Source organism: Culturomica massiliensis, assembly GCF_900091655.1.
Taxonomy (GTDB): Bacteria; Bacteroidota; Bacteroidia; order Bacteroidales; family Marinifilaceae; genus Culturomica; species Culturomica massiliensis.
Genome location: NZ_LT594621.1, coordinates 127399 through 144039, shown reverse-complemented (window position 1 = coordinate 144039; position 16641 = coordinate 127399). Strand labels below are relative to the sequence as shown.

Annotated in this window: 11 protein-coding genes; 6 read left to right on the top strand and 5 right to left on the bottom strand. The window is 41.9% G+C overall.

Annotated elements, in window-relative coordinates:
* Positions 1–25: 25 nt before the first annotated feature.
* The 3 genes from BN8908_RS01735 to BN8908_RS01725 all read right to left on the bottom strand — a co-directional run bounded on the left by BN8908_RS01735 (position 26) and on the right by BN8908_RS01725 (position 1361).
* Entirely contained in the window at positions 26–580 is a 555-nt protein-coding gene (locus tag BN8908_RS01735; RefSeq protein WP_068688614.1) for an NADH-quinone oxidoreductase subunit B, read from the bottom strand.
* Entirely contained in the window at positions 571–921 is a 351-nt protein-coding gene (locus tag BN8908_RS01730) for an NADH-quinone oxidoreductase subunit A (protein ID WP_021986688.1), read from the bottom strand. Before BN8908_RS01730 ends, BN8908_RS01735 begins: the two co-directional genes overlap by 10 nt.
* A gap of 80 nt (positions 922–1001) precedes the next feature.
* Entirely contained in the window at positions 1002–1361 is a 360-nt protein-coding gene (locus BN8908_RS01725; RefSeq protein ID WP_021986687.1) for a hypothetical protein, read from the bottom strand.
* Positions 1362–2040: 679 nt separating this feature from the next.
* Between BN8908_RS01725 and BN8908_RS01715 the strand changes: the two genes are divergently transcribed.
* Together BN8908_RS01715 and BN8908_RS01710 are read left to right on the top strand one after the other, a co-directional pair.
* The gene (locus tag BN8908_RS01715) at positions 2041–3897 is read left to right on the top strand and encodes a DUF3857 domain-containing protein (RefSeq protein ID WP_068688610.1); all 1857 of its coding nucleotides are present in this window, start codon (positions 2041–2043) and stop codon (positions 3895–3897) included.
* Positions 3894–5852, top strand: a complete 1959-nt coding sequence (locus tag BN8908_RS01710) for a transglutaminase domain-containing protein (protein WP_068688608.1) — start codon at positions 3894–3896, stop codon at positions 5850–5852. Before BN8908_RS01715 ends, BN8908_RS01710 begins: the two co-directional genes overlap by 4 nt.
* A gap of 252 nt (positions 5853–6104) precedes the next feature.
* Here the strand turns inward: BN8908_RS01710 and pepT are convergent, their stop codons facing one another.
* Positions 6105–7322, bottom strand: coding sequence for a peptidase T (gene pepT, locus BN8908_RS01705; RefSeq protein ID WP_068688606.1), 1218 nt, complete (start codon positions 7320–7322; stop codon positions 6105–6107).
* Between the two features lie 66 nt (positions 7323–7388).
* Complete coding sequence (locus tag BN8908_RS01700; RefSeq protein ID WP_068688604.1) at positions 7389–9353, bottom strand: OPT family oligopeptide transporter; 1965 nt, start codon at positions 9351–9353, stop codon at positions 7389–7391.
* 214 nt (positions 9354–9567) lie between these two features.
* On the opposite strand from BN8908_RS01700, the gene BN8908_RS01695 reads away from it, so the two are divergent.
* The 4 genes from BN8908_RS01695 to BN8908_RS01680 all read left to right on the top strand — a co-directional run bounded on the left by BN8908_RS01695 (position 9568) and on the right by BN8908_RS01680 (position 16635).
* Entirely contained in the window at positions 9568–10146 is a 579-nt protein-coding gene (locus BN8908_RS01695; protein WP_068688602.1) for an RNA polymerase sigma factor, read from the top strand.
* Between the two features lie 30 nt (positions 10147–10176).
* Complete coding sequence (locus BN8908_RS01690) at positions 10177–11346, top strand: FecR family protein (protein WP_021986681.1); 1170 nt, start codon at positions 10177–10179, stop codon at positions 11344–11346.
* 44 nt (positions 11347–11390) lie between these two features.
* Positions 11391–12875: a M20/M25/M40 family metallo-hydrolase gene (locus BN8908_RS01685; RefSeq protein WP_021986680.1), complete on the top strand. Its 1485-nt coding sequence runs from the start codon at positions 11391–11393 to the stop codon at positions 12873–12875.
* 289 nt (positions 12876–13164) lie between these two features.
* Positions 13165–16635 (top strand): TonB-dependent receptor, encoded by a 3471-nt coding sequence (locus BN8908_RS01680; protein ID WP_068688600.1) that lies wholly within the window; start codon positions 13165–13167, stop codon positions 16633–16635.
* Positions 16636–16641 lie beyond the last annotated feature (6 nt).

The window sequence follows — 16641 nt, the reverse complement described above, 5'->3', positions numbered from 1 at the left end:
CGTTATGATTGGTCAAAATCAACACTTATTTTTTCTCTTTCCGGTTTACACCTCCGATAAATTTCTGTACCTTGATTTTACGTTGTAGCTGCATCATACCGTACAACAAGGCTTCCGGCCTCGGCGGACAACCGGGGACATATACATCCACCGGCAGAATCGTATTTACGCCTTGTACCACATGATAGGACTTGCGGAAAGGCCCTCCGGAAATCGCACATCCCCCCATAGCGATCACGTATTTCGGCTCGGCCATCTGATCGTACAAACGCTTCAGCACCGGTGCCATCTTATGTACAATCGTTCCGGCTACAATAATGACATCTGCCTGACGGGGACTGGCCCGGGTCACCTCAAACCCGAAACGGGCAAAATCATAACGTGCCGCTCCCACAGCCATAAATTCGATACCACAACAGCTTGTGGCAAACGTAAGCGGCCATACCGAATTCGAACGTCCCCAATTAATAAGGTCGTCCAGACGTCCCACGACAACATTCGTCCCGGACGCCCGAAGCTGTTCCAGATATTCATTATCATTGAAATCTTCATATTTCATTGATTTTACCGTCACTTCCATTCCAACGCTCCTTTCTTCCAGGCATAAGCCAATCCTAAAATCAGCACCGCCATAAAAAATAAAATACAATACAATCCATCTATCCCCGTCTCCTTGACAATTACCGCCCAGGGAAACAAATAGACCGTTTCCACATCAAACATTAAAAACAGAATAGCAAACAAATAGTACCCCACTTTAAACTGCATCCACGATTTTCCCCGCGTCGGAATACCACACTCATAGGCCTCTCCTTTTTGTCCGTTAAAAGAACGGGGAGAAATCAGCCGGGCTACGCCTAAAGCCACAGCCACCAATGCTATCGCTGTAATCAAAACGACTACTAACAACGTAAAATTCATAAATACAACTTTAAATCCGCTAATAAATATCGAATCAAGAAAATATCACAATCCCGGATACAACCGGACACAAGGATACACTAAACAATTATCCGGTGAAGTCCGAAAACAGAATAAATACCCAGTCGGGATAAACCGAAGTCACAAATATTGCCGATAACAGAAACTTTATCGGCACAACTACCTTTATCCATCGGCCGTATTCCGGACAAAATGAAAAAATATTTTTGATCAGAAGTGAAATGATCTAAATTAGAGGCAGGCTCTCCGGATTCGTTGTCGAAAAGATAATCCGAAGTTGTATAACATCCATTCGCATCAATACGATCGGTCGCAATCTTATTCCCACGATTCCGGCTTCGTTCACATACAGCCTTCTCCGTAGTAAAAAAGAGCAAGGACATCAGTACCAACAAACCATATACAATAAATTGCTTCATAAAAACGAATGACCCTGCAAATTTAAATTTTATTCATAAATAAAAAAATAAAATGCTGAAAACAATTTAAACAAAAGACTTCAAGGGAAGATTTGGAATTTTAAATTGTAGATTGTAGATTTTAAATTGAAAAATGGGGAGGGTAAAAATTACACACTGGGACGGACTCATTGTGTAATTTACGATTTACGATTGTTGATTTACGATTGGGGTGAATACTGATTTGTAGAAGGGTTTTGGAAGAGGTGGTTTATGATTTTAAATTGTAGATTTTAAATTTTAAATTGAGAAAAAGGGAGGACGAAAATTACGGTGTGATTGTTGATTTACGATTGTTGATTTACGATTGGGGGGATTGTTGATTTGTAAAAAGCGGATTAATGTTCATGTTGTTTACGAATAAAATTATATTAATTCAAAAAATCAAGGGTAGTCAAAAATCGGAATCTATCTGCGGGATCAGCGAAACCTGCGGACCTAATCCAAAATCACAGATCAATAATTATTTTCGTCAGCATTTTATTCAAAATTATATGTATCGAAAAATATACATTAAATATTTTGTTATTTTGATATATTTTTTAATATATTTGGAAAAACTTTAACACATCTATCATAAAAACTACTTTTAAATTTATTCCTTTATTGCTCATTCCATGTCAAACGAAAGATTCGTACCATGAAACAAGCCCTTTTGATTTTCGGTATTTTATTTTCTTTTTCCCATTTAAAAGCCCAGCAATATCCGGCAGAACTGACATTCCACAAAACGGTTATAAAGGCCGGAAACAAAACCCTGACGGAAACCGTCACAAATCAAATTACAATTTTTAACCGGACGGGAGAAAAATATGCAGCTATTGCCATTTACGGCAACAAACTCAATAAAATCAGCAATATCGAAGCCAGTTTATTAGACAGGCAAGGCCGGACCATCCGAAAATTAAAGAAAAACGAGATAAAGCAAAGAAGTGAATTTTCAAGCTCTACCTTTTACGACGATGCATATGTGCTGGAATTTATGCTTAAACACAATGAGTATCCTTATGTGATTTCCTATTCGTATCAGAAACAAAGCAGTCAATTTATTCTATTAGAAGACTGGATTCCGGTTTTAAGCTCTTCTATCCCGACACGGCAGGCCATTTTAGAAATCAGAACCCCCATTGATTATAAAATCCGGACTTCCGAACAGAAAATCCGGAAAATGTCTACCGATACGGTAAATGGCCAAATCATCTATCAATGGATTACGGACTACACAAACCTTATTCAACCGGAAATCTACTCACCTCCCATTACAGAATTTCTTCCCCGGGTTTCAGTTTTTCCCTTACAATTCAAATATGTTATAGAAGGGGCTCAAGACAATTGGGAAAATTTCGGCAACTGGCTTTATCGCTTATCGGCAAATTGTTCCGATCTTCCGGTTCAGCAACAGGAGGAAACAAGAATACGCGTTAAGAATATATCCGACGACCGGGAAAAAATCCGGGTATTATATCATCGGTTACAGGACCAGACCCGCTACGTTAATATCTCTCTTAAAGCGGGAGGTTTATTGCCTTATCCGGCTTCCTACGTATGCACCAACAAATACGGAGACTGTAAAGCCCTTAGCTTTTACTTCAAAACAATTCTGGAAAGTATCGGAATCCAGGCTTATTATACATTGGTATATGCCGGTAACCCGATTCCCGGATTCGATACAACACCTTCGCCTGGATTGCATTTCAACCATGTCATTTTATACATCCCGTTACCTCAGGATACGTTATGGCTTGATTGCACCAGTAAACAGGCTTTCGGCTATCTCGGGACCTTTACTCAAAACCGCCTTGCATTTATAGTCGATAAAGACAATAGCCGCCTGATCCGCACTCCTGCCCTCCGACCGGAAGACGTTACGATCTCCAGATCGCTCCGGATTGCACAAACGACAGAAACCTCTGCTTCTGTTCAGCTTTCAAACCGCTACAAAGGTAACGGGTTCGAATATTTCTCCACGCTTGATAAGGCAGTCGATGCCAACACCAAAGATCACGCTGTTCGCTATAAGCTTTCGGGAAATTATTTCAACATCCTTTCCTATAAGATACATGACCAAGGCCGGGATGCAGACAGTATTTACATCACAGCGGAAGGTTCTTCCGAAAAATTAATCTCACTCTATGGGGATGAATTAATTCTGCGTATTCCGAGATACGAATTACCTGATTTCGAAGCTCCGGGAAAAAGAAAAACTCCGGTGCAAATCGACCATCCCATCCATACTGTTGATTCCATTCAGATTCTCATTCCGGAAGGATACGGCCTGTCCGATTCCATTCCGGTATGTGTTATAGAAACACCTTTCGGTATCTATCGTCAAAGTGTCGGACAAACGGATAGTTTATTAAATATCCGTCAAGAGACGTGCGTATTTGCCGGCAAATACCCTCTCTCTCTGTATGCAGATTTCCACGCATTTATCCAACTCATTACGAAACAAAACCAAACAAAATACATTACTTTCCAAAAAACTCACAAACCATGAAACAACTCATTCTTTTATCTCTGTGTTGTTTTTACTGTACGTACTTACATGCACAAACCGAAAAGGAATTCGGGCGTTACCGTCCGGAAGAACTCTTTATGAAACAATTTCCGGACGACACCATAGCTGAAGCCGTCATTCTCTTTGACGAAGGGAAAGCGAATTTTGTCAATACAAACGAAAGCGGATTCAATATTATATATGAACGGACTACCCGTATCAAAATATTATCGGAAGCCGGATTAAAGTGGGCCGAATTCGAAATTCCTTTCTATCAGAATGGGAATACATTTGAAATAATATACGATGTGGAAGGCTTTACCCACAATATGACCGACAATATGTATCATAAAACCCCATTGAACGCAGAGCAAAAATACGAAGAACAAATCAACCCTTATTGGAAACTCCGGAAAATCGTGATGCCCGACGTAAAAGCAGGTTCAGTTATCGAACTCCGGTACAAACTCTCTTCTCCAAGATTATTCAATTTAAGACCCTGGAACTTTCAAAGTAACATTCCCACTGTATGCAGCCAATTCGAACTTCAGATGATCCCTTTCTATGTCTATAATTATCTGTTGGAAGGGGCCCGTAAATTTGACGAAAATAAATCATTCACTTCTACAGGCCCGGAAGAAAGTTTCCATGGCATCAATTTCCGCAGACTGGTACACCAATTCAAAATGACTGATTTACCGGCCTTCAGAGACGAATCATTTATCACCTGTCCTGATGATTATATCGTCAAACTGAATTTTCAACTTGCAAAAGTCAATTATCCGGACGGACGGACAAAAGAATTCCTCAGCACCTGGCCGGTATTGATCAAAGAGTACCTGGAGGATGAATCCGCCGGAAAATTCATAAGAAAATGTGAAAAATCTGCGAAAAGCTTATTAGGTAACAGCATATCACAGCTAACCGATGAAAAAGAAAAATTTACCGGTATTATCTCTTTTATAAAAAACAATTTCAATTACAACAACCGCAGAGGAATATATGCGTCCGAAGACCTGAAAGAATTTATCAGAAACAAGCATGGAAACAGTGCCAACATCAATCTCTTATTGATCGGTCTGTTACGCAGTGCCGGTTTACAGGCCGATCCGATCCTGATAAGTACCCGCGATCACGGAAAAGTAAGAGCCGCTTATCCCTATATGCACTTTTTTAACAACGTCATTGCCTGCGTTTCGATCAACGGGAAAAAACGCCTGGCAGACGCAACAGACGCGTATCTGGCTGACAACCTGCTTCCGATTGCCTGTTATAACGAGTTGGGATTAGTTATGAAAGAAGGAGATGTCACATGGCTCAATTTGCAAAGTTCAACCCCGGCTTCTCAAAACATTTATTTGCAAACCTCATTGAACGACACCTCTTTTCTGACTGCCATCAGGCTCCAGGCTACCGGTTTTTTTGCCGCCTCATTGCGAAAACACTATGGGAACGACCCGGAAAAAATCCGTAACAAATTACAGGAAGAAGGAGAACCGGTCGCAGACTCTTTACCTCAGGTAATCAATTATTTCGAACGAAATGAAAGGTATCAATTGTATTATTTTCAACAAAGTCAACCGGAAATCATCAATGGAAACATCTATTTTTCACCTTTCCTGAACTTTCCGATATCGAACAATCCGTTGAAACAACCAACCAGACAATATCCGATCGATATGGTAAATACGACTGTTCACCAATATGCAAGCCGAATACAAATACCGGAGAACTACCGATTCAAATTTTTACCGGAAAATTTAAATATCGATAATGATTTGTTCAGTATAAATTATACATCTACGCTGGAAAAAAACGCCGTACTAATCAATTGTTCCTATAAATTTAAAAAAATCATATACCCGGCTACAGATTATCCGAAACTACAAAATTTCTTCAATACAATTATCAAAAAAGCCAATGAGAAGATAGTCGTGACTTCCACGACAGAATAAGCCCGACCGGATAAATATAAATAAAGACGTGATAAAACCCGGGTTTTATCACGTCTTATTTAAAACTATATTTCCTCACAAATAGCGATCTATTCCTGTCAAAATCACAACATCACGGTATTTCACCCCATTGTTTTCCTACCTATTTTTGTCATGTAATCCTGAATAGGGATACTACTTTAAAAGAAATTGGTTTTTTATTGATTAATAATTGGTTTACCGGATGTCTATGCCATCAGACATCCGGTATTTTTATTTTCCCCACAAAACAGCCAGATTCAAAATCGTCTGCATGGCCTTGTGCATTGTTGTCAACGAACAATACTCATATTTACCGTGGAAATTCATGCCTCCGGTGAATAAATTCGGACAAGGCAAGCCCATGTAGGACAAACGGGCTCCGTCCGTACCACCGCGAATCGGACGTACAATCGGTTTCACCTCAGCCTGCTGCATGGCCTGCAAAGCCTTGTCGATTACTTCCGGATGCGGTTCCACCATTTCCCGCATATTGTAATATTGATCTTTTAAGGTCATCGATACGACTCCTTCCCCGTATTTTTTCGTCAAAAACTCCACAACATTTGTCATAAACTGTTTTTTAGCTTCGAACTTTTCACGGGAATGATCGCGGATAATATACTCAATAGCGGCTTTCTCCACTTCTCCGCTTATGGATATCAAATGATAAAAACCTTCGTATCCTTCTGTATGTTCAGGACGTTCCCAAGCCGGTAACATAGCATTGATCTCCGTCACAACCTGCAAGGCATTGAGCATTTTATCCTTCGCATATCCCGGGTGGATATTACGGCCTTGCACCTCGATCTTTACTCCGGCAGCATTGAAGTTTTCATATTCCAGTTCTCCCTCGAAACCTCCGTCAACAGTATAAGCACATACGGCCCCGAATCGTTTCACATCAAAAAAATCGACTCCCCGGCCAATTTCCTCATCCGGTGTAAATCCGATGCGAATCTTACCATGAGCGATCTCCGGATGTTGTATCAGATACTCGGCTGCCGTCATAATTTCAGCAACACCGGCTTTATCATCCGCTCCCAGCAAAGAAGTGCCGTCTGTCGTAATCAAAGTATGCCCTTTATAAAACGACAACTCCGGGAAATCAGCGACAGTCATGGTCAATTTATCATTCAAGCGGATATCTTCACCGTCGTATTTCTCGATAATCTGCGGACAAATATCAGCTCCGTTCATATCGGGACTGGTGTCGACATGGGCTATAAAACCGATCACAGGACGATCTTCATGTCCGGGAGTAGCGGGGATGGTCCCCATCACATAACCATACCGGTCCATCTCGACATCGAGCAGGCCTATACTTTTCATTTCATCTGCCAGATAACGCAAAAGTACCAATTGTTTATCCGTAGAGGGAAATTTTTCACTTCCGGGATCACTTTGTGTATCGAACCCGACATACTTTAAAAAACGTTCTTTTAATTCCATAGTCTATATTTTATCAAAAACCGGGCATTCAAAATAAAAACTTCGGATACCGCAGTTCCATTATATTTATTCTTTTTTACCTCTTAATGCGTCCCAGATAAAATAACCTATAATCACAATATACATGACAACCGCCAAATAGCCCGCTCCTTCCCAGGACATATTCCAATCGGCTCCGACATATTTCAATATTGCACTAATCACACCCATCAATGCCCCGCCGGCGATAAAGCCGGAAGCGATTAAGGTACCGCGGTCACGTCTGAATTTATTGATACTCTCGTTTTTGCTCCGGGTAGAAACAAACCAGCTTACCAAACCTCCGATCAATAAAGGAGTATTCAATTCCAACGGAATAAACATACCCAAAGCGAAAGCCAAAGCCGGTACACCGATCATCGTCAGAATCAATGCCAACGCTGCCCCCGCAAAATAAAGCATCCAAGGGGTAGCCCCACCTTCCATCAGCGGTTTAATCACAGCCGCCATCGCATTTGCCTGTGGTGCAACCAAAGAACCTTCTCCGACAAAACCGTACGTTTCATTCAGAATAATCATAACACCGGCCACTGTTGCAGCAGAAACAGCCGTTCCCAAAAACTTCCAGGTCTCCTGCTTGGCGGGAGTGGTGCCCAACCAATAACCGATTTTCAAATCCGTAATAAAACCGCCGGCCATAGATAAAGCCGTACACACCACACCTCCGATAACCATCGCTGCCATCATACCGCCCGTTCCGCTCAAACCGGCACTGACCAACACCAAAGAAGCCAGAATCAAAGTCATCAACGTCATTCCGGATACCGGGTTTGTACCGACAATCGCAATTGCATTCGCAGCTACAGTCGTAAACAAAAAAGAAATAACAAAAACAATAAGAATAGCTACTACCGTTTGCAGCCAGTTACCCAATACGCCGAACTGAAAAAAGATAAAAGTAGTTACCAATGTAGCCAATATACCGATCATGATAAACTTCATCGTCAAATCACGTTGGGTACGCTCCACATTTTCTTCTGCCGTTTTTTTGCCTTTCAACTCATTCACCGCTAAGCCCAAAGCCTGTCTGATAATACCCGACGAACGCACGATACCGATAATACCGGCCATAGCAATACCACCAATACCGATATGGCGGGCGTAATGTGTAAAAATCATTTCCGGCGACATATCCCGTATCAAAGTAGTAATTCCTTCCCCGACAGCCAATGTCTGACCGTCTCCGAAATAACTCAAAAAAGGAATCAATACAAACCAAACGGTAAAAGAACCCGCACAAATAATAGCAGAATATTTCAAACCGATAATATAACCGAGTCCCAAAACGGCTGCTCCTGTATTTACTTTAAATACGACTTTCATTTTCTCAGCCACCATATCTCCCCACCCGATCAGACGCGTAGAAATATTTTCGGTCCACCATCCGAACGTACTGACACAAAAGTCGTACAAACCGCCAACCAATCCACTTATTGCCAATAATTTAGCCTGATTTCCTTTTTTCTCTCCGGATACCAGTACCTCCGTCGTCGCTGTCGCTTCCGGAAAAGGATATTTTCCATGCATATCTTTCACAAAATATTTACGGAAAGGGATCAGCATCAAAATTCCCAATAATCCTCCGAACAAAGAAGCCAGGAATACCTGGTAGAATTGCGCTTCCAAACCCAGGATATACAAAGCGGGCAAAGTAAAGATAGCTCCGGCTACAATTACTCCCGAACTGGCTCCGATCGACTGAATGATCACATTCTGTCCCAACATATTATTTTTCTTCATCAGATTACCGACTCCGACAGCAATAATAGCAATCGGGATAGCAGCTTCAAATACCTGTCCCACCCGCAGTCCGAGATAAGCCGCAGCGGCAGAAAAAACAATCGCCATAATAATACCGAAAGAAACGGAGTAAACAGTAACCTCCTTCGGCTTTGTATTAGCCGGCATCATCGGTTTGTATTCCTCGCCCGGCTTTAATTCCCGATAAGCATTTTCAGGTAACGAATTCATTTTTTGTTCTTCTTGTTCCATGTATTTTAAGTTTTAGTTTGTTTTTTTCATGCTTTCAAAGATAAAGAAAATGTCATAATGTACAATATATCATAAAAACAAAGGCATTGACCGGAACAAATCACACAATTTGTTATTTTTTCACAACTTTCAAACTATTGGAGTTAAATTTCTCACAAAAAAGACCAAATTTCAATTCTTTTCGTATTTTTCGCAATCAATAATCAATTCAAAAGTGAAAACGGAAGAGTTACCGGACATCTTACCTCAATTAGCCTCAGGAGGGGAAAAAGCTTTTCGGAAAGTATACGAAAAGTATAATCCGATGCTGCGTTTTTTCTGTCTACGCTACTGCAATGACAAAGAAAATGCAAACGATGTCGTCCAGGAAGTTTTCGTTAAACTCTGGGAAGCTCATCTTACATTCAAAGATGAGACCGCTTTGCGTTCCTATTTGTTTAAAACCGCCAGAAGCCTTTGTCTTAACCAATTACGCCACGACAAAGTAAAAGATCGCTACACGCAATTTATCAGTCAGCAAGAACATTACGATTCTTTTTTAGAAGACATGATGGAAGCTGAAATATTCAGTATTCTTAATCGGATATTCGAAGAGATTCCGCCTGCCTGCAAAGAAGTTTATCTTTGCAGCCTGGAAGGGAAAAAACATTCGGAAATTGCAGAGCGATTCCATATATCGGTCAATTCAGTAAAAAAATACAAAAACCGGGCACATCATTTTTTACGGAATAAAATAAAAATCATTTTTCCGGATAAAAAATCTTCAGATGATGTATACCAAAGCTCGATTTAGGTGTTTTATGATAAATAAAAATACAAACGGATGGAAGAAAGAGACTCCGACAATATAAAAAAACTGCTGCTTGAGTACATCACCGGAGCAATAGACAAGAAGGGCCTGGAGATTTTGACCCACTGGCGGCAGGAAGCTAAGAGCCACGAAGAACTTTTTCAACGGCTTATATCAGAAGATTTCCTGCCTAAAAACCGGGAAGAATGTATCCTGTCTCCTCAAGATACTGAAAAAGAATGGCAGCAAATCTGCCGGCGTACATTCCGTAAAAAAACAATCCGTTGGCAACGTATTCTCCGTTATGCTGCCGTATTTCTGTTACCTTTATGTCTCTGTCTGTTTTTACTAAAACAAAAGCAAGATATACCGGAATTACCTCCTTTAGCCCAGGCCATACAAGAGTTAAAAACCACGGCTCCTATACTGACTCTTTCAGACGGCAGCTGTATCCCGCTGGAACACAAAGCCACCGAAGAAATACGCTCCTCCCATTCATCTATTCTACGTACCGGCGATACATTACGATATACAGCCGTAAAATCGGCGGACACGACAATCCATTACAACACATTGACGATTCCCAAAGGAAACGATTATCACCTGATGCTTAGTGACGGTACGATTGTGTATCTCAACACCTCTTCCAGTTTAAAGTATCCGGTCAGATTCAACGGGGCAATCCGGGAAGTCGAACTTGTGGGTGAAGGATATTTCAATGTCAAGCATGATCCCGAACATCCGTTTATTGTAAAGGCAAACGGAATCGCTGTGAAAGTTCTGGGTACATCTTTTAATGTCCGGGCTTATCAGGAGGAAAAAATCATATCTACAACCTTAGTCGAAGGAGCCGTATATGTAAAAAACCGGCAATCCGAGGTAATCCTCACTCCCTCTCAGCAGGCGGTGTGTACTCCGGAAGGCCGGGATATCGACGTACAAACGGTAAATACCGATTATTATGTCGGCTGGATTACCGGACGTTTTATATTCAACAACACCCGTTTGGATGATATCCTTACCCGGTTACAACAGTGGTATAATTTCGAAGTCTTTTATGAAAAAGAGCAACTGAAAGATCTGCCTTTCTCATTAAATATCGACAAACAAAAAGATTTTTCTAAAATATTGAATGCTTTGGAAAGAACGGAACGTATCCGCTTCTCAATAAAAGGCAATACAGTTGTCGTCAAAAACTATTAACGACTTTGTTCCGCTAAATAATCTAATCTAAAACCCATATAATCATGTTCAAAAATATTTTATTGTCCGTTAGTCTATTCTGTGCATGCACCGTAGGACTTGCCCAGGAAAAGGCGGCTTATACGCCTGAAATGCAAGCGTTTCACAACATTTCCAGTAATGAAATCTACAAGTTCGTAGAAGAATTGTGTAAACCCGAATACCAGGGCAGACAGGCCGGTTCTCCCGAATATATGGCATGTGCTCACTGGGCTGCCAACCGATTTGCCGAATGGGGACTAAAACCGGGAGGCGACCAGGGTAGCTACTTTCAACATTTTCCCATCCATTATACGGAAATGACCGGTCCCGGCAAACTGGAAGTAATAACCCCGGCAGGCCGGAAAAGCTATCAAATTGCAAAAGATTATTTCCCGGGAACAAACTCTTTAAACGGGAAAACGAAAGCTTCAGTCCTATACGCAGGCTATGGCTTAACGGCTCCGGAACTGGGATATGACGATTACAAAGGCATCGATCCCCAAAATAAAATTGTTTTGATAGAAAGCGGTGTTCCCTGTACCGACCGGAATCACAAAGATTATCAGGCCTGGAATGAAAAATATATCAGTACGGTAGGCAGGATTGCCAACGCTCTGAAGCACGGTGCCAGCGGCGTACTGTTAATCGGGAAAACCTCCAATCCCAATATCAAGCACCAGGGGATCATATTTTGCCACATATCGGAAGAGATTGCCAACGAGATTTTAAAACCTTCCGGACAGGAACGGAAAGCCTTAAAAGAAAAAATTAATAAGTCCCTGAAACCGGCCAGTTTCGATACCGGATGCGAAGTTGAAATGCAAACCGAAACCAATTACAACCCACACAGCCAAACCTGTAATGTCATTGCCGTAATGGAAGGTACAGACCCGGTATTGAAAAACAAGCCCTTGATTCTCGGAGCTCACCTCGACCACCTTGGCAATCACGGAGGAATATTCCGGGGTGCCTGGGACAATGCTTCCGGCTCCGCTATTGTACTGGAAACAGCAAAAGCTTTCGGTAAATCCGGCCTATCTCCCAAACGTACCATCGTATTTATTCTTTTCGGCGCCGAAGAATGTGGAATTTTAGGGTCTGCCTACTATGTTGCTCATCCCTTGTATCCGTTGGCGCAAACCTTGTGCATGATCAACCTTGATATGGTCGGAGGCGGCGACGGTTTTTCAATGGGAGGCATCAAATCGTTCCCACAATTGGAAAAATATTTTGCCGATGCCAACGAAAAATACATCCATCGTTACCTGAAAACCTCCGAATACCGAAAAATGAGCCCGACAGCCGTCGCCCGTACCGACGGAGCGACATTCAACCGGGCCGACGTTCCTACTTTCCATACCGGGACTACAGGAAAATACAAAAACCCAATGTACTATCATGATTTACGGGATGTTCCGGAATTACTCGATCCCGAAATTATGGAAGATGTAGCCAAATTTCTTTTCCTGGGTATAGCAGGAGTCACAAGCGATGCGACAATCCAATAAATACAAAACAGCCTGAAAATCTTCAGGCTGTTTTCAATTATTTTCAATAGCAAGCTCTTTATTCTTATCCCCTTATTTATTGACAATATTTAACAGTAGTTCAAAAAAAACGACACGGCATACATTTAAATAAAAAAAAGACTAAAAAAAGACAATTTTTAATGTACACTTTTTTCTCTCTTAGGTGTTTTGATAACAAACCGATCAGTTTTCAGAATTTAAACCAAACCGGCTACCTTTTGTCGTATCTGGCCACACGGCAAAAATCAGCACAACAAACTTAAACGTTATGGAAAAAACAGCCACGAAGAAAAAACATTCCGGAATTCTCCGGTTGTTATGGGTAACGCACGTGTTACTGCTTTTCACTTTCGCTTCCGTACCGGCCAAAGCCGTTAATCTTTTACAAGGCTACCGGATAAATTTAAACCTGAGTAATGTAAGTATTAAAAATGTCATCGAAGAGATCAAAAAACAAACGAATCTGAGTTTTGTATACAATGAACTGGATATACAAGACGTCGGTCTGTTGAATATGAAAGTAGAAAACCAGACTGTCGAGAAAGTACTGGATCAAATATTGAAAGACAAACGACTTTGTTATGAAATTGTAGACGAAGTCATCATCATCCGACGGGACAACCGACCGGTTCCCGCTCCCCCTCAAGACACGAAAAAAACGATAAAAGGAAATGTCACGGACGAAAATAACCTCCCACTTCCCGGTGTCGCCGTGCGGGTAAAGGGAACAACCATAGGTGTTGCCACGGATGTCGACGGGAATTACACCTTAGTATATGAAGATAACGGACATATTGTACTGGAATTTTCTTTCATCGGTATGAAAGTCCACGAAGAAAAACCGGGTAACCGTTCGGTACTAAACGTACAATTACAATCCATAAGCACCGACCTGGAAGAAGTTATGGTCGTTGCTTACGGAACGACTAAAAAAGAAGCCTTTACCGGATCTGCTGTCAGTGTCAGCGGAGACAAAGTGATGAGGGAAGCCGCCGATGCCGTTTCTCCGGAAAAAGCCCTGAAAGGCTATGTAGCCGGTGTACGTGTTTCCCGGGGAGGCGGTCAACCGGGAGAAACTGTCGGCCTGCAGATTCGCGGTATCGGTTCGATTTCCGAATCTACAAATCCGCTGTATGTTATCGACGGGATTCCCCTCAGCGAAGACTTCGATCTGAACAATCTCAATCCGAACGACATTGAACAAATGACCGTTCTGAAAGATGCCGCAGCAACTTCTTTATATGGTTCCCGGGCCTCTGCCGGTGTTATCATCATTACCACCAAAAAAGGACAGGAAGGTAAAACCCGCTTCGAAGTAACCTATGAAAGAGGCTTCTCCTCCGAAGCCATTAAACGTCAGTTAAAAGGTTATTACATGAGCGGAGGTGAATATACCCGATATGCAACCGAGGCTTTAAAAAATTACTACCTGTATTCTCAAAATGCACTCCCGGGAATGTCTGATGAAGATCAATACCTGACACTTCAAAATGACGCCCGCATTTATGCCCTTCAAAATTTGAATACTTATGCCAAAATCGTACATCCGGACGATCCGTTGGACGGAACTTTCGACTATAAAAACCTGACGCCGGCACAATTGGAAAAATATTTGACACACCCCCGGAATTACAATTGGTATGATGCAATGTTCAAAAACGGTTCCGAAGATAAAATCAATTTCTCGGCCCGGGGAGGAAATCAAAAAACCAACTTTTTTGCATCCTTGGGTTATTTGCGGCAATCCGGTATTACCGAAGGAAGCGACTTCAAGCGTTTTACGGCCCGGTTAGCGCTCAATAACAAAACGGCACAATGGCTGAATTTCTCCATGAACCAAGCTATCGCTTATACGGAACAGGAAACTAAATTGGACTATCAGGGGGCAACCGTGGGTAATCCGATCTCCAATCTACGGGCTATGAATCCGACTCAGCCGATTTATTTACCGAACGGTCAGTTGAACCAAACACCCGGATTCAACTCAACAGACCCGAATTTCCTGGAAACCATATCCTTAGACAGAGACCGTACAACAAGGTTCTCCAGTACGACCAATCTATCCGTAACCGTCGATATCACCAAATGGTTGAAATTTACCACGACCAATGCCGCCGATATACGCTATAGCCGGTATTTACAAACCTGGGATCCAGCCTCCAACCAAGGAGCCACAAATCACGGAGAAGTAAACGAAACCCGTTCTTTCTACACAAATATCGTAACCTCGAATATACTCACATTGACAAAATCTTTCGGGATACACAATATTAATGCGACCGGCGTTTATGAAGCCAAACGACAGACATACGACTTTCTGGACGCCAGTGGATATAATCTTCCCATCAGCCGGTTATTGTTCATGAGTAATGCTTCCCTGCCGAATTCCGTCGGCGGATACGATAACACCGACCGTTTGATTTCCTGGGCTGCAAAACTCGATTACAATTACGACAATAAATATTTTCTGAGCGGTAGCTGGCGGCGTGACGGGACGTCCCGTTTCCTGGCCTCCAATCGCTGGGGAGATTTCTGGTCTGCATCCGCAGCCTGGAATATAACAAGGGAATCCTTCATGGAATCCACTCAAAACTGGCTGGATAATTTAAGGGTAAAATTATCTTACGGAACAAACGGTACTCAACCGGGAAACTACTACAGATCGCTTTCCCTGTTCAGTATAAACAACACCTATATGTCTGATCCGGCCTACAGTGTCAGTAGCTACGGTAATCCTAATCTGACCTGGGAAAGCTCCTATACCTGGAATGCCGGTATTGATTTTTCGTTGTTCAAAAGCCGGTTGAGAGGTACAATTGAATATTATAACAAGCACACCGTCGACCTGATTAACAATGCAAGTACCCCATATACTTCCGGTTGGAGCAGCATGATCGTAAACGAAGGGGAATTACGGAACACCGGTCTGGAAATCACATTAGACTCCCGGAATCTCATAAAAGACGACTTCAGTTGGGAGACTAATTTCAACATTTCCTTTATGCGGGCTAAAGTGGAAAAATTAGCTAAAGATAACGAAAGCATATTGACGAACTACATTTATCGTCAGGGAGAACATTTGTACTCTTATTATATGAGAGAATATGCCGGTATCGATCCTCAAACCGGACGCAGCCAATGGTATAAAAATACAAAAGGAGAAGACGGAAAAACAGTCATCGATCACACCAGTATTTCCCAAGATCCTTCGGTAGGAGTTGAAAAAGTCATCCATAAAAAAGGATATCCGGATTGGTTCGGCGGATTAACCAACCGTTTTACTTACAAAGGCTTCGATCTGTCGTTCCTGCTTACATTCACCATCGGCGGTACCTTGCTTGATAGCCAATATTCAGCGACAGTCCGCGACGGTGCCTCTCTGGGAACTGCAAATGTCAGATTCGACGCTTACAAAAATGCCTGGAAAAAACCGGGAGATAAAGGTACACCTATCATTATATACACTGACCCGTTCAATTCCAACTATGTCTCAACCCGAAGTCTGCGTTCTTCTGATCATCTGAAGATCAAGAATATCAGTTTGGGATATACTTTCCCGAAAAAATGGATCAATCAGTTGGGATTATCGGAACTTCGGTTATATGTAAACGGAAACGACATCTATACCTTCTACGGTGTTGATTACGTGAATCCAGAAGTAAACAATTCCGGATCCTATAACAGCTATTCATACCCGTCCTTACGGACCTGGAGATTCGGTATCGATATTAAATTCTAAAAGAGA

Excerpts from the sequence above, each read along its gene's own strand:
- BN8908_RS01735 (WP_068688614.1), bottom strand. The coding sequence starts at position 580 with ATGGAAGTGACGGTAAAATCAATGAAATATGAAGATTTCAATGATAAT.
- BN8908_RS01730 (WP_021986688.1), bottom strand. The coding sequence starts at position 921 with ATGAATTTTACGTTGTTAGTAGTCGTTTTGATTACAGCGATAGCATTG.
- BN8908_RS01725 (WP_021986687.1), bottom strand. The coding sequence starts at position 1,361 with ATGAAGCAATTTATTGTATATGGTTTGTTGGTACTGATGTCCTTGCTC.
- BN8908_RS01715 (WP_068688610.1), top strand. The coding sequence starts at position 2,041 with ATGAAACAAGCCCTTTTGATTTTCGGTATTTTATTTTCTTTTTCCCAT.
- BN8908_RS01710 (WP_068688608.1), top strand. The coding sequence starts at position 3,894 with ATGAAACAACTCATTCTTTTATCTCTGTGTTGTTTTTACTGTACGTAC.
- pepT (WP_068688606.1), bottom strand. The coding sequence starts at position 7,322 with ATGGAATTAAAAGAACGTTTTTTAAAGTATGTCGGGTTCGATACACAA.
- BN8908_RS01700 (WP_068688604.1), bottom strand. The coding sequence starts at position 9,353 with ATGGAACAAGAAGAACAAAAAATGAATTCGTTACCTGAAAATGCTTAT.
- BN8908_RS01690 (WP_021986681.1), top strand. The coding sequence starts at position 10,177 with ATGGAAGAAAGAGACTCCGACAATATAAAAAAACTGCTGCTTGAGTAC.
- BN8908_RS01685 (WP_021986680.1), top strand. The coding sequence starts at position 11,391 with ATGTTCAAAAATATTTTATTGTCCGTTAGTCTATTCTGTGCATGCACC.
- BN8908_RS01680 (WP_068688600.1), top strand. The coding sequence starts at position 13,165 with ATGGAAAAAACAGCCACGAAGAAAAAACATTCCGGAATTCTCCGGTTG.